This is a genomic window from Hydrogenophaga electricum (assembly GCF_030160815.1).
In the GTDB taxonomy this organism is placed as follows: Bacteria; Pseudomonadota; Gammaproteobacteria; order Burkholderiales; family Burkholderiaceae_C; genus Hydrogenophaga; species Hydrogenophaga electricum.
The window spans coordinates 1-23,513 of the sequence record NZ_BSPB01000055.1; the positions used below are offsets into that span (position 1 = coordinate 1).

Annotated in this window: 20 protein-coding genes and 1 pseudogene; 12 read left to right on the forward strand and 9 right to left on the reverse strand. The window is 68.1% G+C overall.

Going from position 1 to position 23,513, the window contains the following annotated elements; translation table 11 throughout:
• Window positions 1-171: 171 nt before the first annotated feature.
• From QQK43_RS19630 to QQK43_RS19640, 3 genes are all read left to right on the forward strand, one after another.
• A complete protein-coding gene (locus QQK43_RS19630) occupies window positions 172-1,737 on the forward strand; it encodes a methyl-accepting chemotaxis protein (RefSeq protein ID WP_284309134.1) in 1,566 nt (521 codons plus the stop codon).
• Window positions 1,738-1,807: 70 nt separating this feature from the next.
• Window positions 1,808-3,307, forward strand: a complete 1,500-nt coding sequence (locus QQK43_RS19635) for a M20/M25/M40 family metallo-hydrolase (protein ID WP_284309135.1) — start codon at window positions 1,808-1,810, stop codon at window positions 3,305-3,307.
• 8 nt (window positions 3,308-3,315) lie between these two features.
• Window positions 3,316-4,167: an alpha/beta hydrolase gene (locus tag QQK43_RS19640; RefSeq protein WP_234264313.1), complete on the forward strand. Its 852-nt coding sequence runs from the start codon at window positions 3,316-3,318 to the stop codon at window positions 4,165-4,167.
• 16 nt (window positions 4,168-4,183) lie between these two features.
• Here QQK43_RS19640 and QQK43_RS19645 read toward each other — a convergent pair whose 3' ends face one another.
• From QQK43_RS19645 to QQK43_RS19660, 4 genes are all read right to left on the reverse strand, one after another.
• The gene (locus tag QQK43_RS19645; protein ID WP_284309136.1) at window positions 4,184-4,675 is read right to left on the reverse strand and encodes a YidB family protein; all 492 of its coding nucleotides are present in this window, start codon (window positions 4,673-4,675) and stop codon (window positions 4,184-4,186) included.
• A gap of 72 nt (window positions 4,676-4,747) precedes the next feature.
• Window positions 4,748-5,923, reverse strand: a complete 1,176-nt coding sequence (locus QQK43_RS19650; protein WP_284309137.1) for an MFS transporter — start codon at window positions 5,921-5,923, stop codon at window positions 4,748-4,750.
• Between the two features lie 156 nt (window positions 5,924-6,079).
• On the reverse strand, window positions 6,080-6,802 hold the full coding sequence (locus QQK43_RS19655) for a 16S rRNA (uracil(1498)-N(3))-methyltransferase (protein ID WP_284309138.1): 723 nt from the start codon (window positions 6,800-6,802) through the stop codon (window positions 6,080-6,082).
• A 14-nt stretch (window positions 6,803-6,816) separates the two neighbouring features.
• The gene (locus tag QQK43_RS19660; RefSeq protein ID WP_284309139.1) at window positions 6,817-7,920 is read right to left on the reverse strand and encodes an aminoglycoside phosphotransferase family protein; all 1,104 of its coding nucleotides are present in this window, start codon (window positions 7,918-7,920) and stop codon (window positions 6,817-6,819) included.
• Between the two features lie 246 nt (window positions 7,921-8,166).
• Between QQK43_RS19660 and QQK43_RS19665 the strand changes: the two genes are divergently transcribed.
• From QQK43_RS19665 to rsmA, 3 genes are read left to right on the forward strand one after another with little or no spacing between them, the layout of a single operon-like run.
• A complete protein-coding gene (locus tag QQK43_RS19665) occupies window positions 8,167-10,542 on the forward strand; it encodes an LPS-assembly protein LptD (RefSeq protein ID WP_284309140.1) in 2,376 nt (791 codons plus the stop codon).
• Window positions 10,535-11,929 carry a peptidylprolyl isomerase gene (locus QQK43_RS19670; protein ID WP_284309141.1) on the forward strand — a complete coding sequence of 465 codons (1,395 nt, stop codon included), beginning with the start codon at window positions 10,535-10,537 and terminating at the stop codon, window positions 11,927-11,929. The genes QQK43_RS19665 and QQK43_RS19670 overlap by 8 nt, the downstream gene beginning before the upstream one ends.
• 23 nt (window positions 11,930-11,952) lie before the next feature.
• Window positions 11,953-12,744, forward strand: a complete 792-nt coding sequence (rsmA, locus tag QQK43_RS19675; protein ID WP_284309143.1) for a 16S rRNA (adenine(1518)-N(6)/adenine(1519)-N(6))-dimethyltransferase RsmA — start codon at window positions 11,953-11,955, stop codon at window positions 12,742-12,744.
• 214 nt (window positions 12,745-12,958) lie between these two features.
• Here rsmA and QQK43_RS19680 read toward each other — a convergent pair.
• The 5 genes and pseudogenes from QQK43_RS19680 to bfr form a co-directional block, all read right to left on the reverse strand.
• Window positions 12,959-13,354: pseudogene (locus QQK43_RS19680) on the reverse strand (barstar family protein); the annotation flags it as partial.
• A 51-nt stretch (window positions 13,355-13,405) separates the two neighbouring features.
• Window positions 13,406-13,840 (reverse strand): guanyl-specific ribonuclease, encoded by a 435-nt coding sequence (locus QQK43_RS19685; RefSeq protein WP_284309145.1) that lies wholly within the window; start codon window positions 13,838-13,840, stop codon window positions 13,406-13,408.
• Window positions 13,841-14,049: 209 nt separating this feature from the next.
• A complete protein-coding gene (locus QQK43_RS19690) occupies window positions 14,050-16,353 on the reverse strand; it encodes an NADP-dependent malic enzyme (protein ID WP_234264303.1) in 2,304 nt (767 codons plus the stop codon).
• A gap of 194 nt (window positions 16,354-16,547) precedes the next feature.
• Window positions 16,548-16,778, reverse strand: coding sequence for a (2Fe-2S)-binding protein (locus QQK43_RS19695; RefSeq protein ID WP_234264302.1), 231 nt, complete (start codon window positions 16,776-16,778; stop codon window positions 16,548-16,550).
• Window positions 16,779-16,935: 157 nt separating this feature from the next.
• Entirely contained in the window at window positions 16,936-17,412 is a 477-nt protein-coding gene (gene bfr / locus QQK43_RS19700) for a bacterioferritin (RefSeq protein WP_234264301.1), read from the reverse strand.
• A gap of 201 nt (window positions 17,413-17,613) precedes the next feature.
• Between bfr and QQK43_RS19705 the strand changes: the two genes are divergently transcribed.
• Genes QQK43_RS19705 through QQK43_RS19730 form a run of 6 tightly spaced genes read left to right on the forward strand, consistent with a single transcriptional unit; the run spans window position 17,614 to window position 23,459 of the window.
• Complete coding sequence (locus QQK43_RS19705) at window positions 17,614-19,851, forward strand: TonB-dependent hemoglobin/transferrin/lactoferrin family receptor (protein ID WP_284309147.1); 2,238 nt, start codon at window positions 17,614-17,616, stop codon at window positions 19,849-19,851.
• Between the two features lie 34 nt (window positions 19,852-19,885).
• The gene (locus QQK43_RS19710) at window positions 19,886-20,440 is read left to right on the forward strand and encodes a HugZ family pyridoxamine 5'-phosphate oxidase (RefSeq protein WP_284309148.1); all 555 of its coding nucleotides are present in this window, start codon (window positions 19,886-19,888) and stop codon (window positions 20,438-20,440) included.
• Window positions 20,441-20,486: 46 nt separating this feature from the next.
• Complete coding sequence (locus QQK43_RS19715; RefSeq protein WP_284309150.1) at window positions 20,487-21,569, forward strand: hemin-degrading factor; 1,083 nt, start codon at window positions 20,487-20,489, stop codon at window positions 21,567-21,569.
• 13 nt (window positions 21,570-21,582) lie between these two features.
• Window positions 21,583-22,017 carry a VOC family protein gene (locus QQK43_RS19720; protein WP_284309151.1) on the forward strand — a complete coding sequence of 145 codons (435 nt, stop codon included), beginning with the start codon at window positions 21,583-21,585 and terminating at the stop codon, window positions 22,015-22,017.
• Between the two features lie 36 nt (window positions 22,018-22,053).
• Window positions 22,054-23,016: a heme/hemin ABC transporter substrate-binding protein gene (locus QQK43_RS19725; RefSeq protein WP_370465320.1), complete on the forward strand. Its 963-nt coding sequence runs from the start codon at window positions 22,054-22,056 to the stop codon at window positions 23,014-23,016.
• Window positions 23,013-23,459: a VOC family protein gene (locus QQK43_RS19730; protein ID WP_284309154.1), complete on the forward strand. Its 447-nt coding sequence runs from the start codon at window positions 23,013-23,015 to the stop codon at window positions 23,457-23,459. The genes QQK43_RS19725 and QQK43_RS19730 overlap by 4 nt, the downstream gene beginning before the upstream one ends.
• The last annotated feature ends 54 nt before the right edge of the window (window positions 23,460-23,513 follow it).

Sequence of the window (23,513 nt, forward strand, 5' to 3'; positions counted from 1 at the left end):
ACGGCCCGCCCCACCGGCCCGCAAGCCGGAGCCGGCCGTGCCGGCTGCAGCACGGTCCGCACCGGCACCCAAGCCAGCCCCGGCGCCAGCGCCCGTGGCCGCCAGCCCGTCCGACGAGGGCGACTGGGAAAGTTTTTGACGGCGTAACGCCCACCTGAAAGGACACGGATCATGGGACTGCAAGCCCTCATGCGGCATTTCTCCATTCGCCTGCGGATGCTGGGCGCGATCGGCGTCGTCATCGGCTTGCTGGTCATGCTGGGCGGTTCGGGCCTCTGGGGCATGCAACGCCTGCAGCAGATCAACCACCACTTTGCCGAGCATGCGTTCGCGGAAACGGTGGCCCTGTCCAAGCTGCGTCTGGCGCTGGCGGACCTGAGCCGCCATGAAAAGGACATGGTGATCCAGTACGAATCGCCGGAACAGCTGTCGCTGGCGCACATGCAGTGGGAAAAGACCCGCGGCGTGATCCAGGGCCTGATCAACGAGATGTTGCAGGGCGACGAGGACGAGGACAACGTGGTGCTTCGGGCCATGGTGGCCAAACTGGGTGACTATGCGGCCGCGGCCGAGCCGGTGGTGGCCAACATCAAGAACGGTGGCTACGACAGCGCCACGGTCGCCAACCGGATGCTGGGCAAGGCCCATGAGCGCTTCGACAGTCTGTGGAACGACCTGAACCAGATCGAGCGCATCATCGGTGGCGAGGCCGATCGGCTGCAGCAGGCCGGGGCGGACACCACGCAGCAGACCATGATCTGGTTCGGGCTGGCCGTGGGCATCGCGATGCTGATTGTGGTGCCCACCACGCTGGCGAACATGCAGAGCATCTGCCGTCCGCTGGACCGTGCGAAGGACGTGGCCGCCGCCATCACGCAGGGCGACCTCACGCAGGACATCACGCCCGAGGGCAAGGACGAAGTGACCGAGCTGACCACGGCGCTGGCTGGCATGCAGGCTTCGCTGGCCCGCATCGTGGGCGAGGTGCGCCGCAGCAGCGACGGCATCAGCACGGCCAGCATCGAGATCGCGTCGGGCAACCAGGACCTGTCCACGCGCACGGAGCACACCGCCAGCAACCTGCAGCAGACCGCCAGCAGCATCGAGCAGATCAATGGCGCGGTGCGCCAGAGTGCCGAAGCGGCGCGGCAGGCCAGCACCATGGCTCAGACCAACGCCGAGGTGGCGGCGCGCGGAGGCCAGGTGGTGTCGCAGGTGGTCTCGACGATGGAAGCGATCAACCACAGCAGCAAGAAGATCAGCGACATCATCGGCGTGATCGACGGCATTGCGTTCCAGACCAACATCCTGGCGCTGAACGCGGCGGTGGAAGCGGCGCGAGCGGGCGAGCAGGGCCGGGGCTTTGCGGTGGTGGCTGGCGAGGTGCGCAACCTGGCGCAGCGCAGTGCCGAAGCGGCCAAGGAAATCAAGGGCCTGATCGGCGCCAGCGTCGAAAACGTCGAAGCCGGCAGCCGGCTGGTGAGCGAAGCGGGCAACACCATTGGCGAAATCGTGGCCAACGCCGACAAGGTGGCGGCGTTCATCAACGACGTCACCACCGCGGCCAGCGAGCAGTCCCAGGGCATGGGCCAGGTGAACAGCGCCGTGGCCCAGCTGGACCAGATGACGCAGCAGAACGCGGCGCTGGTGGAAGAGAGCGCGGCGGCGGCGGAAAGCCTGCGCGACCAGGCGCAGCGGCTGGCCCAGGTGGTGCACGTCTTCCGGCTGAGCGCCTGAAGCCGGGGCGTGCAGCCCCAGGCCAGGCTGCCTATACTGGCAGGATCGTGTCCGTCAAGGTCTGCCCGCCATGAATGCCCGCCTGCCCCAGCCATTGCCGCTCGAACCCGGTGCCCTGCAAGCGCACGTTGACAGCGCCTGGCGCGAGCACATCGTCCCGGCGCTGAAGCGCTACATCGAGGTGCCGGCCAAGTCGCCCGCGTTCGACGCCGACTGGGCCGCGCACGGCCTGCTCGAACGGGTGCTGCAGTCGGCCGCCGACTGGGTGCGGGCTCAGCAGGTGCCAGGCCTGACGCTGGAGATCGTGCGCCTGAACGATGCCCAGGGGCGCCCGCGCACGCCGGTGCTGTTCTTTGAAGTGCCGGCCAGCGCGGGGCGCGATGGCACGCCGGCCCCGGCTTCCGGCCAGACCGTGCTGATGTACGGTCACCTGGACAAACAACCCGAGTTCACCGGCTGGCGCAGCGACCTCGGCCCGTGGACGCCCAAGATCGACGACGGCAAGCTCTACGGGCGTGGCGGTGCCGATGACGGCTACGCGGTCTACGCCAGCATCGCCGCCGTGCAGGCGCTCAAAGCGCAGGGCGTGGCGCACCCGCGCATCGTGGGCCTGATCGAGACCTGCGAAGAAAGCGGTTCGGGCGACCTGCTGCCCTACATCGACGCCCTGAAGTCGCGCCTGGGCGATGTCGGCCTGGTGATCTGCCTCGACAGCGGCGCCGGCAACTACGACCAGCTCTGGCTCACCACCAGCCTGCGCGGCATGGCCAGTGGCGTGCTCAAGGTCGAGATCCTCACCGAAGGCATTCACTCGGGCGACGCTTCGGGCCTGGTGCCGTCGAGCTTCCGCATCATGCGGCAGGTGCTCGACCGCCTGGAAGACAGCGCCACCGGCCGGCTGTTGCCGGCCAGCTTCCATTGCGAGGTGCCGGCCGAGCGCATCGCGCAGGCCCAGGCCACCGCAGCCATCCTGGGCGACGAGATCTACAAGCGCTTTCCCTGGGCGCACCACGATTGCGGCGGCAGCACGCTGTTTGCGCTGCCCACCACCACCGATCCGGTCGAAGCCCTGCTCAACCGCACCTGGCGGCCCACGCTCAGCGTGACCGGTGCCGAAGGTTTTCCAGCGATGAAAGATGCCGGCAATGTGCTGCGGCCCTACACCGCGTTCAAGCTCAGCCTGCGCCTGCCACCGCTGGTGGACGCGGCCCAGGCGGTGCAGCAGCTCAAGACGCTGCTCGAAGACAACGCGCCCTACCAGGCCAGAGTCACCTTCGAGGGCGAAGGCGCGGCCAGTGGCTGGAACGCACCCGCCACCACCGCCTGGTTCGATCAGGCGCTGCAGGACGCTTCGCAGGCGCATTTCGGCGCCGCCTGCGGCAACATAGGCCAGGGCGGCACGATTCCGCTGATGAACCTGCTCAGCCAGGGCTTTCCGAGCGCGCAGATGATGGTGTGCGGCGTGCTCGGCCCCAAGAGCAATGCGCACGGCCCGAACGAGTTCCTGCACCTGGACTACGCACGCCGCCTGACGGCGTCGGTGGCGCAGGTCATCGCGCGCATGCCCTGACCCAGCCCATGAGCGACACGACCCAGGCCCCTTTCACCCTGCGCGATGGCCTGAACATCGCGCTGTTCGACTGGCCGCTGCCCCCGCGCCAGCGGCCCCGGGCGGTGGTGCTGATCGTGCACGGGCTGGGCGAACACGCCTGGCGGTACGACCCGCTGGCGACGCGGCTGAATGAATGGGGGTATGCGGTGCGCGCCTACGACCAGCGCGGCCATGGCGAATCGGGTGGGCGCCAAGGCACCCTGCCCTATGACGACGCGCTGCTGGAGGACCTGGCCGAGGTGATCGACGACACCCGGCACCACATCGCCCAGCCGTGGTCCTGCCCGCTGATCCTGCTGGGGCACAGCATGGGCGGGCTGGTGTGCGCCAGCTTCGTGCAGCGCGGCCTGGCCCCGGTCGATGCGCTGGTGCTGTCCTCACCGGCGCTGGACGCGGGTCTGAGCGGCCTGCAAAAGCGGCTGATTCCTTTGCTGTGCCGGTGGGCGCCGAATCTGGCCGTGCGCAATGGGCTGGATGCCACCCGCATTTCGCACGATCCGGCGGTGGTGGCCGCCTATGCACAGGATCGCCTGGTGCATGACCGCATTTCGCCCCGCCTGGCCCGTTTCATCGCCACCAACGGTCCCCGGGTGGTGGCAGCGGCACCGCGCTGGAGCGTGCCCACCTTGTTGCTCTACGCCGGCGATGACCATCTGGTGCGGGCCGACGGCAGCCGCGCATTTGCCGCGATGGCGCCGCGCGAAAAGGTGTCGAGCCACTGCTTCGACACCTTCTATCACGAGATCTTCAACGAGCCCGATCCCTCGCCGGTGTACGCCCGGCTGAGGCCCTGGCTCGACGCCCAGGCCCAGACCTGAGCCGGGGCCGATCGCCTCAGCGGCGCAGCAGACCGCCCAGGGCACCGGCCAGCGCGCCCAGGTCGGGCCCCTGGCCACCGGCGCCCCCGCCCAGCAGGGCCCCCAGATCGTTCAGCGCGTTGTCGGCAGGCACTTGGCCCTTGGGGGTCAGTTGGTCGATCAGCCCGGGCAGGATCTGCGCCAACGTGCCGGCCGCCTGCTGCGAGTTGCCGCCGAACTGGCGGGCCACCTGGCCCAGCAGGTCAGGTCCCAGGGCGCTGCCGAGCGCATCGGCGGACACCGGCTGGTTGGCGCCGTGGCCGATCCACGACTGCACCACGTCGGCCAGTCCGCCCTGCTGCAGCTTGGCCAGCAGGCCCGAGAGGCCCCCGGCCTGGTTGATGAGGGTGGTGGCCAGGCCGATCAGCGCTGCGGCGTCGAGGCCGCCAGGGGCGGAGCCGGTCTTGCCGTTGTTGCCACCCAGGGCGGCGTTGGCGGCGGCGCCCACCAGTGAATCCAGAAGTCCCATGTCGTGCTCCCATGCGAAACCCCGGGGCATCCGGGGCGGGGGTCGAGAAACCGCAGCGGGGCTGCGGCGCGTTCAGGCCGGATTGTGGGACCGGCGCTGCCGCCCCGCAAGCCACAGCAGGGCCGCTCCGGTGAGGCCCACGGGCACCAGGGAACCGAGGTTCAACCAGGTCCAGCCCTGGGTGGTGACGAGGGCGCCGGAGGCGAACGAGGTCACCGCCATGACCGCAAAAACGAAGAAGTTGATGGCGGCCTGTGCGCGGTCTTTTTCCTCAGGTGTGTAGGCCTGCAGCGACAGCGTGGTGCTGCCGGTGAAGAGGAAATTCCAGCCCACGCCCAGCAGGAAGAGCGCGACCAGGAACTGGTGCAGGTCCACACCGGAGAGTGCGATCCCGATGCAGGCCAGGTTCAGAACGACGCCCACGCCCATGATGGTCAGCACGCCGAAGCGCTTGATCAGGTGCCCGGTGAAGAACCCGGGGGCAAACATGCCGATCACATGCCATTCCAGCACCAGGGCCGCATCGTCGAACCCGAAGCCGCAGACATCCATGGCCAGCGGCGTGGCCGCCATCAACAGGTTCATGACCCCATAACCGAGCGCGGCGCTGGCGGTGGCCACGATGAAAACGGGTTGCCGCATGATCGCTTTCAAGGGCCGGCCGACCGGGGCGTGTGCCCGCTTCGGCGGCAGGGGCGGAAAGCGCAGGAAAGCCATCACCAGCATCGAAACCAGGGCCACCACCGTCAGTGCCAGGTAGGCGCCCGCGAACGGCACCTCGAACAGGTTGCGGGTGCGCGCCGCCAGGTTCGGGCCGAGCACGGCGCCGACCAGGCCGCCGGCCAGCACCAGCGACACCGCCTTTTCCCGGAAGGCCGGCGCGGCGAGTTCGGCTGCGGCAAAGCGGTAGAGCTGGCCGTTCGCGCTGTAGTAGCCCGCGATGACGGTGGCCGTCACGAGCAGCCAGAAGTTCTTGTCGAAAGCGGCCCAGGCGCACAGCAGGGCAGACCCGAGCGCGACCAGCAGCCCGATCTGGAACGAACCCTTGCGCCCGAAGAGCGATTGCGTGCGGGCCACCAGGGGCGTCGACAGCGCACCCCCGACCACATAGCCCATCACCGGCAGCGTGGCCATCCAGCCCTGTGGCGCCAGCGAAAAGCCCACCAGGCCGTTGATGGCGATGAAGACCACGTTGTTGGTCAGAAACAGGCCTTGTGCGGCGGCCAGCAGCCAGAGGTTCCGATTCATAAGTCGGCGTTTATACAGCGGCGGACCGACGGACGCCATTGGTGTCCTGTCGCGCCTGTGGGCCTTGGGGCGGTCTCTTCGGTGTTGGCGAGAGGACGCTGTTCGTGCAGGCCGATGCGGTGGATGCCGCCAGTGGCCTGCCGGCGGGGACCTGGATCAGAGCACCGCGCGGGCCAGGGCCGCCAGCGCGGCGGTTTCGGCCCGCAGCACGCGCGGCCCGAGCGTGACGGGCACGAAGCCTGCGCTGCGGGCCTGGGCGTCTTCCTGGGGCGACAGGCCGCCTTCGGGGCCGCTGAGGAACCACAGCGCCGCATCGGGTGGTAGCGGTGCGAGCAACTGGCCCAGCGGTTGCGAGCCCTCGGCCAGCGACAGCACGCAGCGCTGGCCCTGGAAGGCGGCGGTGGAGCCGACCCAGCGGGCAAAGTCCTGCACCGGGGCCACGTCCGGCACCCGGTTGCCGCCGCACTGTTCGCAGGCCGCGGCCGCGACCGATTGCCAGTGCGCCTGTTTTTTGACGGCCCGGTCGCCGCTGAGGCGCAGCACGCTGTGGGCCGTGTGCAGGGGCTGCAGGCCGGCGACGCCGAGTTCGGCGGCTTTTTCCACCAGCCAGTCCATGCGCTCGTTGGCCGGCATGCCCAGGGCCAGGTGCACGCGGCGCCCGACTTCGCGCTCGGCGTCATCAAAGGTGTCAACCCGCACCGCGACATCGCTGCGGCCCATGCGCAGGACGGTGGCGTGCCATTGCCCGCCTTCGCCGTTGAACAGCGTGATCGCGTCGCCCGGCTGCAGGCGCAGCACCTGCACATGGCGCGCGGCCGCTGCGGGGAGGTCCAGCTCGGCGCCGGCGTGCAGCGGGACGGGGCAGTGAAAGCGGGGCATGGCGGCCAGCCGGGTCAGACGCGGCCGAAAGCGAAGCCGCTGGCGGCCTGCAGGCCTTCCACCTCGTCGATCAGGCGCAGCAGCGGCGCCAGTTCGCGGTAGCGGTGCGCGGTGGCGCGGATGTAGGCAATGAAGCGCGGCGCGTCGGCCAGGTATTTGGGCTTGCCGTCGCGAAGGGTCAGGCGGGCGAAGATGCCGGCCACCTTCAGGTGGCGCTGCAGCCCCATCCATTCGACGGCGCGGTAGAAGGCGCCGAAATCGCTGTGCCAGTCCTCGAAATCCATCAGGCCGGCCTTGCGGGCCTTTTCCCAGTAGCGCACGGTGATGTCGATGACAAAATCTTCCTCCCAGGTCAGGAAGGCGTCGCGCATCAGGCTGGCGATGTCGTAGGTGATGGGGCCGTGCACCGCGTCCTGGAAGTCCAGCACACCCAGCTGCTGTGCGGGCGTGGCGCCCGGCTGCGGCGGGATCATGAGGTTGCGCGGCATGAAATCGCGGTGCACGTGCACGGTGGGTGCGGCCAGGCAGCGTGCCACGATGGTGTCGAAGGTCTTCTGCAGGGTGGCGGCTACGGCGCCCTCGACCTTGACCTGCCGGTGTTGCGCCAGGTACCAGTCGGGGAAGAGCTGCAGCTCGCGGCGCAGCAGGGCGTCGTCATAGGGCGGCAGTTCGCCCGGTTTCGAGGCGAGCTGCCAGGCCAGCAGCGCGTCCACCGCCTGCAGATAGCGGGCCTGGTTGGCGGACGGGTTCCCGGCATCGATCCGGGCCATCAGGGTGTCGGGGCCCAGGTCGCTGAGCAGCAGGAAGCCTTGTGCCTCGTCCCAGGCCAGGATCTCGGGCACCAGCAGGCCGGCGGTCTTCATCAGGCCCGCCACCTGGACGAAAGGCTGGCAGTTCTCCCGTTCGGGCGGCGCGTCCATGACGATGCGGCTGCCGCCGTCGGCGGTGTCGAGGCGCAGGTAGCGGCGAAAGCTCGCATCTGCCGAAGCCAGCCGCAGGGAGGCCGGGTCCAGCCCCTGGGTCGCGCTCAAGGGGGTGAGCCAGTGCCGGAAGGCGGCCTCGCGCTGCGGATCGGTCCAGGTGACGGCCAGAGTGGGGTCGGAATGGGAGGGGGTCATCGGTCGAGGACGCCGGTCGGCCCGGGGGGCGGCTGGCATGGAATAATTGGCGCGATTCTACAAATCGGCCCCCCGGCGAAGAGGCCGGCCGCATGTTGCTCCAGGGGCGTCCCGAAATCGGGTCGACGGAGCGTGTTTCACCAGTCATCCGGGTTGCTCGTCTTGCCACACCACGCCTCGCTTCCTGTTTCGCGCCAAGCGCTCCGCGCCCGGGCTTCCCGGCTCCGCCGCGCCGACGTCCTGGCTGTGCCCGAGCCCACCCGCCTGGTCCGGGCGATGCAGGGGGTCATGGCCTGCCTGGCCATCGGCACGTTGCCAGCGGCCTGGGCCCAGACCGCCGCCGAAGAGAGTCCGCTGCCGTTGCGGGTTGGCACCTCGCTGCTGGAACAGCTGCCGCAGGACGTGCGCAAACAGACGCCAACCTTTGTGTTCGGCGAGCAGATCGAAGGCAAGACCGACGGGGTGACCGTGATCGAAGGCGAGGCCGAGCTGCGCCGCCACGATGCCGTCATCCGGGGTGACCGGATCGAATACGACAACGCCTCCGGTGAAACCAAGGCCCAGGGTCGGGTGCTCGTGAACAAGCAGGGCGACCGCTTTCAGGGCCCTGAGCTGCAATACAACACCAACACCGAAAAGGGGCATTTCCAGGAGCCGACCTACGAGTTGTTGCGCAACGATGCCCGGGGTGACGCCAGTCGCGTGGAGTTTCTCGGCGACGGCAAGGCCGAGGTGTACAACGGCCGCTATTCGACCTGCCCGCGTCCGCCGGGCGCCACCTGGAACCCGGACTGGCTGCTGCGGGCCGAGCGCATCGAACTGGATAACGTCGAGGAAGTCGGCGCGGCCCACAGCGGTGTGCTGGAGTTCAAGGGCGTGCCGTTCCTGGCCATGCCCTACCTGACCTTTCCGCTGTCCGACAAGCGCAAGTCGGGCGTGCTGCCGCCCAGCGTGAGCGTGGATTCCGTGAGCGGCTTTTCCGTCACGGCGCCCTACTACCTCAACCTCGCGCCGAATTACGACCTCACGCTGGAGCCGACCTACATGGCCAAGCGCGGGGTCGATCTGACGGGTGAGTTCCGCTACCTGCAGCCGAACTACCTCGGGCAGGTGCGGGCGTCCTACATGCCCTCGGACTCGCTGCGCGACATGGACCGCTGGGCCTATTCCTGGCAGCACAGCCAGAACGTGGGCCAGATCACCGGCTCGGATTCGCTGCGCGTGGGGGTCAACCTCAACCGCGTGGGCGACGACAACTACTGGAGCGATTTCCCGCGCGCGCTGCGCTCGCTCACTTCGCGCCTGCTGCGCAACGACGCGGTGGCGGTGTGGCGCCAGGGGCCCTGGGTGGCCAACGTCGGGGCCTACACCTACCAGACCCTGCAGCTCGACGATTCGCCGATCACGCCACCCTATGACCAGTTGCCGTCGACGACGCTGACCTACAGCCAGCAGGACCGCTCCCTGCTGGGCATGCCGGGCTGGGATTTCACCGTGCAGACCAATGTCACCCGGTTCCGGCGCGCGAACTTCGTGCCAACCGAAGGCATCCAGGGCAACGGTGAGCGCGCCTTTGTCATGGCCGAGGCGACCCGCCGCTGGGAAGCGCCCGGCTGGTATGTGCAGCCCAAGCTGCGCGTGCACAGCGCGCAGTACCGCATGGACGACGTGCTGCTGGGCAGCAGTCGCAGCGCTTCGCGCACCCTGCCGACCCTCAGCGTGGACAGCGGCATGGTGTTCGAACGCCAGGCCGCGTACTTTGGTCGCAACTACCTGCAGACGCTGGAGCCCCGGCTGTTTGCGACCTGGACGCCTTATCGCGACCAGAGCTATCTGCCCAACTTCGACTCGGCCTCGCGCAGCTTCAACTGGGCGGCCATGTTCACGGAAAACGCCTTCGGCGGCAACGACCGCATCAGCGACACCCGCGCGCTCACGCTGGGCCTGAGTTCGCGCCTGATCGACCCCGAATCCGGGGCGGAAATCGTGCGCCTGGGCTGGGCCCAGCGCGCGCTGCTCAAGGACCAACTGGTGACCCTGCCGGGGGGCTCGGCGGTCACGGAGCGGCTCAGCGACATGCTGCTGACGGCCCGCGTGCAGTGGGACCCGCTGTGGGCGCTGGATTCGACCGTGCAATACAACCCCAAGAGCCGCGAATCGGCGCGCTCGACCATCGGCGTGCGCTACACGCCAGGGCCTTACAAGGTGTTCAGCGCGGCCTACCGGGTGCAGCGCGAGCGCAGCAAACAGCTGGACATCGGCTGGCAATGGCCCCTGTCCGAACTCTGGGGTGAGGCCGGCAAGCCGGTGCCCAATGGCGCACTTGGCCCTGGCCAGTGGTACGCCGTGGGACGCCTGAACTACAGCGTGATGGAGCGCAAGCCCGTGGACGTGGTGGCCGGTTTCGAATACGACGCAGGATGCTGGGTCGGCCGGGTGGTGCTCGAGCGCCTGCAGCTCAACACCACCAGCGCCAACCAGCGTGTGCTGTTCCAGCTCGAATTCTCCGGCTTCTCGCGCCTGGGCGGCAGTTCGCTCGAAGCGCTCAAGTCGCATATTCCCAAGTACCAGTATCTGCGGCAGGAAACGTTGCCGGCGAGCCGCTTCGAGCAATATGACTGATCTTTTCCCGTCCTCTTTTTTCAAGGGCCAGCCCCTCCGGTTCGCCGCGGTGCTGATGGCCTGCGGCCTGTCGGTGGCTTCCGCGCAAGGCCTGCGCCCTGCCGCCGCCGGGTCGGCCTGGGGCCTGCCGGCAGCGGCACCCGCCGCCTCGCGGACTGCGGATTACATCGTCGCGCTGGTCAACGGTGAACCGATCACCAACCACGACGTGCGCCAGCGCCTGCTGCGCGTCGAGCAGCAGCTCGCGCGCCAGGGCGCCAACGTGCCCAACCGCAGCCAGTTGCTGCCCGAGGTCGTGGACATGCTCATCAACGAGCGTGCCCTGGTGCAGTCGGCGACCGAAGCCGGTATCCGCGTCGACGACGCCAGCCTCAACCAGGCCGAGCTGAGCGTGGCGGCCCAGAACCAGCTGACCATCGAAGGCCTGCGCCAGCGGCTGACGGCCGAGGGGCTGGATGCGGGCCAGTTCCGGCGCGAACTGCGTGATCAGATCCTGCTGCAGCGAGCGCGCGAGCGCGAGGTCGAACAGCGTGTGAAGATCACCGACGCCGATATCGACGCTTTTCTGCGCGAGCAGCGCACGCAGGCTGGGGCAGCGGCGGCCGGTCTGGACCTGAGCCATGTGCTGGTGCTTGTGCCGGAAAACGCCAGCGAAGCGCTGGTGCGCGAGCGGCAGGCCCGGGCCCAGCAGGTGGCCGACCGGGCCCGGGCGCCCGGGGCCAACTTTGCGGCCCTGGCACGCGAATTCTCCGACGCGCCCGAGGGGGCCAGTGGAGGGGGCTTCGGCATGCGGCCTGCCGACCGCCTGCCCGAGCTGTTCGTCCAGGCGGTGCGCGATCTGCCAGTGGGCGGTGTGGCCGGGCCGATCCGCAGCCCTGCGGGTTTTCACGTGCTGCGCCTGAACGAACGGCAGCAAGCCGGTGCTCCCGCCCTGAGTGAGGTGCAGACGCACGCCCGCCACATCCTGCTGCGCACGGGTCCGCAGATGAGCCAGGCCCAGGCCGTGGCGCAACTGGCGCGCTGGCGCGAGGAGATTTCGGCGGGGCAGGCCAACTTCGAGACGCTGGCGCGAGAGCACAGCCAGGATGGCTCGGCCAGCAATGGCGGCGACCTCGGCTGGGTCGGACCCGGCCAGTTCGTGCCCGAGTTCGAGTCGGTGATGGACGCGCTCCAGCCCGGCCAGCTCTCGCAGCCGGTGGTCAGCCGTTTCGGGGTCCATCTGATCCGCGTCGACGAGCGCCGCGAGCGCACGCTCAGCGACCGCGAACAGCGTGAGCTGGCCCGCGACGTCCTGCGCGATCGCCGCGCCGAGGAGGCGCTGCGGGTGTGGATGCAGGACGTGCGGCAACGCGCCTTCGTCGAACAGCGCGACGATCCGCGGCCCTGAGGGCGGCCTCGACCGCCTGACCCATGAAGCACATTCCCCGCAAGCGGTTCGGCCAGCATTTCCTGGCCGATGCTGGCGTCATTGACAGCATCGTGCGCGCCATCGACCCCCACGCCGGGGAGCCGATGGTCGAAATCGGCCCTGGCCTGACCGCGCTGACCCAGCCGCTGGTGGAGCGCCTGGGTCGGCTCACCGTCATCGAGATCGATCAGGACCTCATTCCCCGGCTGCGCGCACATCCGCAACTGGATGTGGTGGCGTCGGACGTGCTCAAGGTCGATTTCACGGCGCTGTCGCAGCGCCTGTGTGGGGTCTTGCCTGAGGGGGGATCAACGGCTCCCCGGATGCGCGTGGTGGGCAACCTGCCCTACAACATCTCCAGTCCCATCCTTTTTCACCTGCTCGACCACGTGGCGGTGATCCGCGACCAGCACTTCATGCTGCAGAAGGAAGTGATCGACCGCATGGTGGCTGCACCGGCGACGGCCGATTACGGTCGCCTGTCCGTGATGCTGCAGTGGCGCTATGCCATGGAGAACGTGCTGTTCGTGCCGCCTGAGTGTTTCGATCCGCCGCCCAAGGTGGACAGTGCCGTGGTGCGCATGGTGCCGCTGGCGGCACCGCCGGCGATCGATTTCCGCACCTACGGCGAGTTGGTGCAGACGGCGTTCAGCCAGCGGCGCAAGATTCTGCGCAACACGCTGGGGCGCTGGCTGGAGCAGCGGGGATTTGGCGGCCAGTTTGATCTGCAGCGGCGTGCCGAAGAGGTGCCGGTGGCCGAATACGTGGCACTGGCGCAGGCGCTGCAGGCATAAAAAAACCGCTGCGTCGGCAGCGGCTTTTTGGGGCAGTGGGCAGAGACGCCCGCCGCCCAGACGCCGATCAGGCGGCGGCCATCCAGTAACCGGCGTTGAACGGGCTGCTCATGCGCAGCGCCATGGGGCTGACGTCCACGATCTTGTCGGTCGGCATGGGCTCTTCACCCTCGCCTTCCGCCGACTCTTCACCCCGGGGCGAACGCGCGACCGAGAACGAATAGAAGCAGCGGAACGGGATCTTGCGGTCGGACCAGTAGTCGGCCACATCGCGGAAGATGTCGAGCAGCTGTTCGCGCGCTTCCTTGTCGAACTTGCTGTTGGCCGGAATGTGCTCCAGCACGACGATGAAGCCGGTCTGCGGGCCCGATTTGTGGACCAGATCGGTCATGCAGTCGTAGAGCGCATCGAAGTTCTTGCCGAAATGCGGCGGCAGGGTGTACTGCGAGGCGATGAGTTCCAGCACGTCCTGTTTGCTCTGGGCCTTGGCCAGGTTGGCGTAGAGGAAGTGGTGACCCAGTTGCTCGGCGCAAGCCTGCAGGTCTTTGACGCTGTAGGCGCGAATCGACTGCACGATGTTGCTGCGTACGTTACGAAGTGGCGTGTCCATCTCCGCGGTTCTTTCCAAGTTCAAGGTTGAGAAGCTGTGCTCTGGATGGGATCACTGCACGATCAGCCGAAAGCTGCTGTAGTGGTCCTCGGTGTAATAGCAGGCGTCAGGGGTGCGGGGTTTCTGGCCGCCGCAAACGATGCGGCGGGCGCCTCGATGGCTCAGGCCCGGCGTGGGGACGGTGTATTCCCGGTAATAGCCGCGTCGGGCACCGGGCAAAAGCCGCTCTCGGTTACCGAACACCGTGCCATCCTTTTCGTACCGGAAAGGGCCGCCCTGGCGAATCTGTTCCATCACTTCACGCCCCTGGGGGGGCAATCGGGTGAGCGAGACGGAAGCGACCGCCGATCCGGGCAGGGTGAGCGCCTCAGGCGATCGTGCTTGCACCAACAGGGTGCCCAGCGTGGCCGCCAACGCCAAGGCGACCGTCCAGATCTTGCCCTGACCACTCCCCCAGAAACCCGACCGAGCCCGCTTCAGACCCATGAAAACCCAGCTCCTGATGCAATCAACCCGCCTCCGGCACGGGGGTTCAAATCCATGACCACCGGTGCTCAAGGGGCGGGTTAACCCTGTCTTTCAAGGCGATGAGTGTGCCCTAATCGCCACAAAAAAGCAAGCGAATGCTGAATAAACAGGCAGGGTTGATGGCGGTGAAATGTGAGATAAGTCAGTGCTTGCTCTTGTGAATCGCCTTAATGGCTCACGTTGGCTTCAGCGACTGTCAGGGCTGTCATGTTGACGATGCGACGTACCGTGGTGCTGGCGGTCAGGATGTGGGCGGGTTTGCCCACGCCCAGCAGCACCGGGCCGATGGCGATATTGCCGCCCGCTGCCGTCTTGAGCAGGTTGTAAGCAATGTTCGCGGCGTCGATGTTGGGGCAGACCAGCAGGTTGGCGTCGCCCTTGAGCGTGGTGCGCGGCATGAGCGAAAGCCGTGCATCGGCATCCAGCGCCACGTCGCCGTGCATCTCGCCGTCGACTTCCAGCCAGGGGGCGTTCTTCTGCAGGATGGCGAGCGTCTCGCGCATCTTGATGGCGCTGGGCTGGTTGGACGAGCCGAAGTTCGAGTGCGAAAGCAGCGCAGCCCGCGGCGTGATGCCGAAGCGCATCATCTTGCGCGCGGCCATCTGGGTGATTTCGGCCAGTTGTTCGGCGGTCGGGTCGTAGTTGACGTGGGTGTCGACCAGGAAGACCTGTCGCCCGGGCAGCATCAGCGCGTTCATGGCCGCGTAGCAGGTGGCGTTGGGGCGTTTGCCAATGACCTGGTCGAGGTAGTCCAGGTGCATGGCGGTGTTGCCCCAGGTGCCGCAGATCAGACCGTCGACGTCGCCGCGGCGCAGCAGCATGGAACTGATCAGCGTCAGGCGCCGGCGCATCTCGATCTTGGCCATGTGGGCGGTGATGCCGCGCCGCTCCATCAGCTGGTGGTAGGTCTGCCAGAGTTCGCGGTAGCGGTGGTCCTGTTCGACGTTGACCACGTCGTAATCCACGTCCTGCTTGAGGCGCAGGCCGAATTTTTCGATGCGCTGGGCGATGATGGCAGGGCGGCCGATCAGGGTGGGGCGGGCCAGGCCTTCGTCCACGACGATCTGGCAGGCGCGCAGCACGCGCTCTTCTTCGCCTTCGGCGTAGGCCACGCGCTTTTTCGCCGCGGTCTTGGCTGCGGCGTAAATGGGCTTCATCACGGTGCCCGAGGCCAGCACGAAGTTCTGCAGCTTCTCGCGGTAGGCGTCCAGATCGGCCACCGGCCGTTGTGCCACGCCGCTGTCGGCAGCGGCCTGGGCCACGGCGGGGGCGATCTTCATCATCAGGCGCGGATCGAACGGCTTGGGGATGAGGTATTCGGGGCCGAAGGCCAGCTTCTCACCCGCGTAGGCTGCAGCGACGACCTCGTTCTGTTCGGCCTGGGCCAGCTCGGCGATGGCGTGTACCGCGGCGATCTCCATCTCGTCGGTGATGGTGGAGGCGCCGGCGTCCAGCGCACCGCGGAAGATGTAGGGGAAACACAGGACGTTGTTGACCTGGTTGGGGTAGTCCGAGCGGCCGGTGGCGATGACCGCGTCGTCGCGCACCGCCTTCACGTCCTCGGGCGTGATCTCGGGGTTGGGGTTGGCCAGCGCCATGATGACCGGGCGTGCCGCCATCTTGGCCACCATCTCCTTCTTGAGCACGCCACCGGCGGACAGGCCCAGGAAGATGTCGGCGCCTTCGATGGCTTCCGAGAGGGTGCGCTGATCCGTCTTCTGGGCGAACTGGATCTTGTCCTCGTCCATCAGTTCGGTGCGCCCTTCATAGACCACGCCGGCCAGATCGGTGACCCAGATGTTTTCGCGCGGCAGGCCCAGTTTGAGCAGCAGGTTCAGGCAGGCCAGCGCCGCCGCGCCCGCGCCCGAGGCGACCAGCTTGACGTTCTTGATGTCCTTGCCCACGACCTTGAGGCCGTTGATGATGGCCGAGCCCACGCAGATGGCGGTGCCATGCTGGTCGTCGTGGAAAACGGGGATCTTCATGCGCTTGCGCAGCTCTCGCTCGACGTAGAAGCAGTCCGGGGCCTTGATGTCTTCGAGGTTGATGCCGCCGAAAGTGGGTTCGAGCGCGGCGATGATCTCCACCAGCTTCTGCGGGTCCTTCTCGTTGATCTCGATGTCGAACACGTCGATGCCCGAGAACTTCTTGAACAGCACGCCCTTGCCTTCCATCACCGGCTTGGACGCCAGGGGGCCGATGTCGCCCAGGCCCAGCACGGCGGTGCCGTTGGTGATCACGGCCACCAGGTTGCCGCGGCTGGTGTACTTGAAAGCGTTGACCGGGTCGGCCACGATTTCCTCGCAGGGCGCGGCGACACCGGGAGAGTAGGCCAGTGCCAGATCACGCTGGTTGGTCAGCTGCTTGGTGGCGGCGATGGCCACTTTGCCGGGGGTGGGCTGCTCGTGGTATTCCAGGGCGGCGCGGCGCAGTTCGGCGCGCTTGTCGGCTTGGTTCTGGGGGGTGGTCATGGTTGTCTCCCGACAGTGGTTATCCTGCAATGTGGAACCGGGTTGCGCATTCTAAAGCGCTCACCCCGAAATGCCCATAGGGGCGCCATTACGCAGACAGGTCAGTATGGCTTTGTGGCGGGGCGGCGCCAAGGGGCCTCGCACAACGACAGAGGGCGCCCGTGGGCGCCCTGTCAATGCATGGGGGAGGCGGTTCAGGCGGCCATCACCAGCGCGGGCGGGCTGCTGACCGGATCGTTGCGTTGCAGGTGGGCCGCCGGGTGGCCCGGGCGGCATTCGGACCACACCGCGCGTGCGCAGCCTTCGCACTTGCCGCACTGGGTGGCCACCCCGAGTTCCAGCTGCAGATCGTCAAAAGCCATGCCCGCGCGGGCAGCATGCGCGATGGTCTTGTCACTGACGCGATGGCAAACGCAGACGATCATGGCAGGAGGCATTCCAAGTGGGATGGTCCTGCGAATGATAATGGCTCCTATTTATTGAAGCAAATCCCCAGTACGTCCAAGGGGTATTGCCCCGGTGCGGCGGGCCGGAGCCGCTTCCGGCGGCCGCCAGGACTCTGGCGGAACGGCTTGGCGCCGCTCAGTCGGCGTCGCCCATCTGGCTTTGCAGGTAGTTGGGCAGGCCCACCTTGTCGATCAGCTCGATCTGGGTTTCCAGGAAGTCGATGTGTTCCTCGGTGTCGTCGAGGATGCCCTGCAGCAGATCGCGCGAGACGTAGTCGCGCACGCTTTCGCAGTGGGCAATGCCGTCCTTGATGGTGGCCTGTGCCGCGCGCTCCAGCGCGAGATCGCTGTTCAGGATCTCGGGCACGTCCTCACCGACATGCAGCTTGCCCAGGTCCTGCAGGTTGGGCAGGCCGTCGAGCATGAAGATGCGGTCCATGAGCTTGTCGGCGTGTTTCATTTCGCCGATGGACTCGCTGTATTCCTTCTTGGCCAGCTTGTCGAAGCCCCAGTGCTTGAGCATGCGGTAGTGCACGAAGTACTGGTTGATGGCGGTGAGCTCGTTCTTGAGCTGGGCTTGCAGATGGGCAATGGCTTGGGTGTCGCCTTTCATGGGAATCCTTCCTTGGAGATGGGGGTGTTGACGGCCGATTCTCCGTGCGATTCCCGGGGTTGCCCACCAGGGTGAAACGCCCTTGTTTGTAAATGCTAATGATTCTCATACAATGACAAAGGAATCATTCTCAGCCAGCCAGCCCCCGTTGCCGCAACGGGCCGCCTCGCCAGCGATGTTCATCACTTCACTGGTACTGGCATGGCCTCAAAAGCTCTCCGATCTTCTTCGTCCGCCCGCGCTGCTGTGCCGGCGCTGTCTCCCTTGTGTCTGGCCTGTGCGGCCGCGTTGAGCGTGCCCGGGGCGGCCTGGGCACAGGCGGCCCCGGTCACGCTCAAGGAGGTGGTGGTCAGCGGCTCGCGCAGCGAGCGGGCGCTGGACGAGGTGCCGGCCAGCGTCGACGTGCTGACCGGCGAGGACCTGGACGGCGCGCAGGTGCAGGACATCCGCGACCTGGCGCGCGAGCTGCCCAATGTGAGCGTCAAGCGCGCGGCCCAGCGCTTCAGCGGTGTGTCGCCCGGCGGGACCGGGCGCGATGGCAACGCGGGCTTCAATGTGCGGGGGCTGGAAGGCAACCGCGTGCTGCTGACCGTGGACGGTATCCGCGTGCCGCGTGAGCTCACCAGCGGCGTGTTCGGCTCGGCCTCTTTCGGGCGCGACTACTACGACCTGGGCCTGATCTCGCGCGTGGAAATTCTGCGCGGGGCCAGCTCGGCGCTGTACGGATCGGACGGTCTGGCGGGCATGGTGGCGATGTCGACCACCGAGCCGGCGGAACTGCTCAAAGCGGGCCAGACCTTCGGCGGGCGCGTGGGCCTGAAGCTGGACAGCGAAAACGACAGCCGGGGCGTCGGGCTCACCTTGGCGGGCCGGCCCAGCGACACCCTGCAGTGGCTGGGCAGCGTGCAGGTGGGGCGCAGCAGCGAACTCGACAACCAGGGCACCAACACGGCGCTGAACAGCACGCGCACGGCGCCCAATCCGCAGAAAGACGAAGACGTGTCGGTGCTGGGCAAGCTGGTGTTCACGCCCGGGGGCGGTCAGAAGCACACGATCACGCTGGAGCATGTGGACAAGTCGTCCGAGGTCGAGGCCTACACGGGCCGCACGACCTCGGCCACCTCGGGGTCGGTGCTCGACCTGGACGGCACCACCGACATGCGCCGCTCGCGCCTGAGCTGGGACGGCCGCTTCCGCATCGACAGTGCCTGGGCCGATGAGCTGCGTGCCACGGTCGGGGTGCAGGACTCGGACTCGCGCGAGGTCACGCACGAGCAGCGCACGGTATCGCCGACGCAGCGATCGCGCGACGTGACCTACAGCGAGCAGCTCTGGCAGGGCGTGCTGCAGGCCGAAAAGACCCGCGCGCTGGGCGGCGACTGGAGCCAGAAGCTGGTGTACGGTGCCGACGTGACCGTGTCGCACATGGACAACCTGGTCACCGGCACGGGCGCGCCGTCCTACGAGCGCTACCCGCTCAAACGCTTCCCGGAAACGCGCGAAACCACCACGGCGCTGTTCGTGCAGAGCGAATTCGCGACCGACCGCTGGAGCGTGATCCCGGCGCTGCGGTACGACCGCTTCGAACTCAAGCCCCGCAACGACGGCCTCTATCCGCTGGACGCGGCAAGCCTGTCCGACAGCGCTTTCTCGCCCAAGCTCGGCGTGATCTTCCGGCCGGCATCGAACTGGAGCCTGTTCGGGAATCTGGCCGCCGGGTTCCGGGCGCCGAGCCCGCTGCAACTGAACAACTATTTCGAGAACCCGTTCGGCAACTACCGCACGATCCCGAACCCCGACCTCAAGCCCGAAACCAGCCAGACGCTGGAACTGGGAACGCGGGGCTCGACCCACGGCTTCCAATGGGAAGCCGCCGTGTTCAACGGGCGCTACAAAGACTTCATCGAAGAACTGGTTGCCGTGGGCGGCAGCATGTTCACGCCCGCCGACCCGCTCACCTACCAGGCGGTCAACCGCGGGCGCGTGCGCTTGCATGGCTTTGAGCTCAAAGGCCACTATGCGCTGGGCAAGGCCACGAACCTGCGTGTGGCGTTTGGCCAGACGCAAGGCAAGGACACCGTGACCGACCGGCCTCTCAACTCGGTCAATCCGGCCAAGCTGGTCGTGGGACTGGACCACCGCCTGGGGGACTGGAAGCTTGGCGCCGCACTGACCCACGTGGCCAAGAAGTCCACGAGCGACATCGACACCAGCGGCACGCCCAACCAGTTCGCCACGCCGGCCTACACCACGCTGGACCTGAGCGCGAGCTGGCAGGTGACGCCGTCGACGCGCCTGAGCGCGGCTTTGCGCAACGTGACCGATCGCAAGTACTGGGAATGGACCAATGTGCGCGGCATCGCTGCCCATTCGCCCGTGCTCGATGCCTACACCGCACCGGGCCGCAGCCTGGCCCTGGCGCTGGTCACCGAGTTCTGACCCCCTGCCCCATCGACCTTCAGGAGCCCTTTTCATGGCCGACACCCCCGACCTGAGCGCCGTTCGCGAAGCCTGTCGCGTTTTTCCCGCGCGCTTCCAGACCCTGTACCTCGGCACCGCCGCGGCCGACGGTCAGCCGGAAGCCAGCTACGCCCCATACGTCGCCGACGGGGGCAGCTACTGGGTCTATCTGAGCGATCTGGCCCGCCACAGCGCCAACCTGCGCGCCAACGGTCGTGCCTCGGTGCTCTTCATCGAGCCGGAGGCCTCGGCCAAGCAGCTGTTTGCGCGCGAGCGGCTCACGCTGGCCTGCGCGGCGGCAGAGTGCGCGCGGGGCGCGGACCGCTTCGAGGTGGTGATGGATCTGTTCGATCGGCGGTTCGGCAAATTCATGCAGGTGATCCGCCCGCTGCAGGACTTTCGCCTGTTCGAACTGCGCCCGCAGTCGGGGTCGTACGTGGCGGGTTTTGCCAGGGCCTATGCGCTCGACGGCGTGGACCTGGGGGCCGTGCGCCACCGCAACGACCAAGGCCACCAGGCGCCCGATGCCGCGGCCGAGCGCCGCCTGAGCGAAAGCCTGCCGTCGTGACGGCCGCCGCCGGCGTTTCCAGCCTCGCCCCTTCCAGGAGTTCCCCATGACAGCGGTCCTCATCCGCGAACAGTTTGCCCAGGCGCGCCAGCGTGGTCTGCGCGCCCGCGACGCCGCCCAGGCCATTGGCCAGAGCGAAGGGGCCGTGGTGGCGGCCCATGCCGGCATGCAGGAAGGCCCGCTGCGCGCCCTGCCCTTGCTGCCGCGCTGGCTGGAGATCCTGCAGTCGCTGCAGGCCTGCGGCCCGCTCATGGCGCTGACGCGCAACGAGAGCACGGTGCACGAAAAGACCGGGGTCTACCAGCAGCTGTCGGCCAACGGCCCTGTGGGTCTGGCGCTGGGCGAGGACATCGATCTGCGGCTGTTCTTCGACCGCTGGCACGCCGGCTTCGTGGTGACCGAGGTGCCGGCCCAGGGCGAGGCGCAGGCCAGCCTGCAGTTCTACGATCCGCACGGTCAGGCCGTGCACAAGATCTACCCGCGGGCGCAGACCGAGCGCACGGCCTGGGAACAGGTGCTCCAGCGCTGGGCCGATCCCGGGCAGGCCGTGGTGTTCGAGGCCGGTGCCGCCCCGCGCACCCTGCCCGCCCCGGCCGATACCGCGGCCCGCTGCGCGACCGAATTCGCCCAGGCCTGGGCCGGCATGAGCGACACCCACCAGTTCTTCGGCCTGCTGCGACGCTTCGGCCTGGAGCGGCAACAGGCCCTGGGCCTGGTGGAAGGCCGTTTCACCCGGCGCGTGGCGACCGACGCCGTGCGCCAGCTGTTGCTGGCGGCGGCACTGGACGGCACGCCCATCATGGTGTTCGTCAGCAGCCCCGGGTGCATCCAGATCCACTCCGGGCCGGTGCAGCGCGTGGAGCCGCTGGCCATGCGTGGCCAGACCTGGCTCAACGTGCTCGATCCGGGGTTCAACCTGCACCTGCGCGAAGACCGGATCGCCAGCGCCTGGGTGGTCGAAAAACCCGGGGACTGCGGCACCGTGAGCTCGCTGGAGGTGTTCGACACCGAAGGCGCGCTCATGGCCATGTTCTTTGGTGCGCGCAAGCCCGGCCAGCCCGAACTGACGGACTGGCGCGAACTGCTGGCGCCGCTGTCTCCCCAACCGGCGGGTGCCGTGCCCGCCTGACGCCCAATTCACCATGACCTCACTCGGTACCACCCTGCGCGCGACCGAAATCAAGGCCTTCGTGCCGGCACGCGACTTCGCGCTGTCCCAACGCTTCTACGCCGACCTGGGCTTCGAGAAGCGCTCCGAAGGCGGCGGCGTGGCGTACTTCCAGGTCGATGGCTGCGCCTTCCTGCTGCAGGACTTTCACGTTCCGGCGCTGGCCGACAACCTGGTGATGCACCTGCTGGTGCCGTCGGTGGACGCCTGGTACGCCCACGTGCAGACGCAGGACCTGGCAGGTCGCTACGGGGTGCGCGTCACGCCGCTGGTGGCCCAGCCCTGGGGCATCACCGAATTCGTCGTCATCGACCCTGCCGGGGTGTGCTGGCACATCGGCCAGAACACCCCGGGCTTTGTGCCTCAGGGCCGCCTGCCGGGCGCCGCCGAGGAGGCCGACCTGCCATGAGTGCCTTTGTTCCGTCCACCGATCATGAAACCCTTTCTGCCCTGCCCACCCTCCGCCAACACCTCGCGCAGAAGCGTGCTCAGAAAGCTCTCGCTCGCCGGCCTGGCTGGCTCGGCGGTGGGCGTCGCTGGCTGGCCTTTGCGGGCGATGGCTGCGCCTGCGGATGCGAAGTCGCCGAACCCCGGCGCCCCGCCGGGCAGCGCCGCTGACGGCGCGCGCCTGATCACCCTGGGTGGCGGCATCACCGAGGTGGTGTACGCGCTGGGCGCGCAGGCGCTGCTGGTGGGCACCGACACCACCAGCCTGTACCCGGCGGCGGCCCAGGCCACGCCCAAGGTGGGCTACCTGCGCCAGCTTTCGGCCGAAGGGCTGCTGGCTTTGCGGCCGACCGCCGTCGTGGCCGGTGCCGATGCCGGCCCGCCGGTGGTGCTGGACCAGATTCGCAGCGCGGGCGTGAAGGTGGAGCTGGTCGCGGCCGACCACAGCTGGGAAGAGGTGCGACGCAAGGTGGCCGCCGTGGGCCGCGCAGCCGGGCGCGAGGCCGCTGCCCAGGCGCTGCAGCAGCAGCTCGATGCCCGCTGGCAGGCGGTGCAGGAGCGCGTGCGCGCGCAACCGCCTGCCCGGCCGCCGCGCGTGCTGTTCGTGCTTTCGCACAGCGGCAGCCCGCAGGTGGCGGGCGAACAGACCGCAGCCGACGCCATGATCCGTTTCATGGGCGCGCGCAACGCGCTGGGCGGCTTCCAGGGCTACCGGCCCATGACCGCCGAAGCCATGGCCGCGGCAGCGCCCGACGTGATCCTGACCACCACGCAAGGCCTGGAGGCCGTGGGCGGCACCGACGCCTTCTGGCAACGCCCGGAGGTGGCACTGACGCCGGCGTTCCGCCAACGCCACACGCCGCGCGCGCTGGTGCACCTGGACGCGCTGGAACTGCTGGGCTTCGGTCCGCGCCTGCCCGACGTGGTGGAGCGCCTGCACCGCCAGGTGGTGCGGGCATGACCGCGATCCGCACGCCCGATCTGCAGCGCGCGCTGGCCGACTACACCGGCACGCTGGGCTTTCGCTGCCTGCAGCAGGTGCCCGGGGTCTGGGCGTGGCTCACGCAGGGCTCGCTGCACCTGCAACTCTGGGCGTTCGGTGCCACGCCGGGGCGCTGGGAGCGTGCCGATCCCGAGGTCGGGCGCTTCCAGCCCGAGCACCACAGCGTGGCCGTGATGCGCATCCACGCCTTGCACGCCAGCGTGTCGCGCGCCTTGCGTGCCAGCGGGCGGAGCGACCGGCTCGACGGCGAAGGCCTGCAGCTCATGCCCTGGGGCGCCTGGGAGTTTGCGTTCCGGGACGGCGATGGCCATGTCATCCATTGCGTCGACTGGGGGCTGGTGCCGGTTTCCGTGTCGGCGCGCACCGGGCGCGCAGCCGGGCCGTCGGCGGGGTGCGCATGAGCGGCGGCGCGACGACGGTGGCGCCCCGCATCGGGCGGCGCCTGCAGCCGGCGG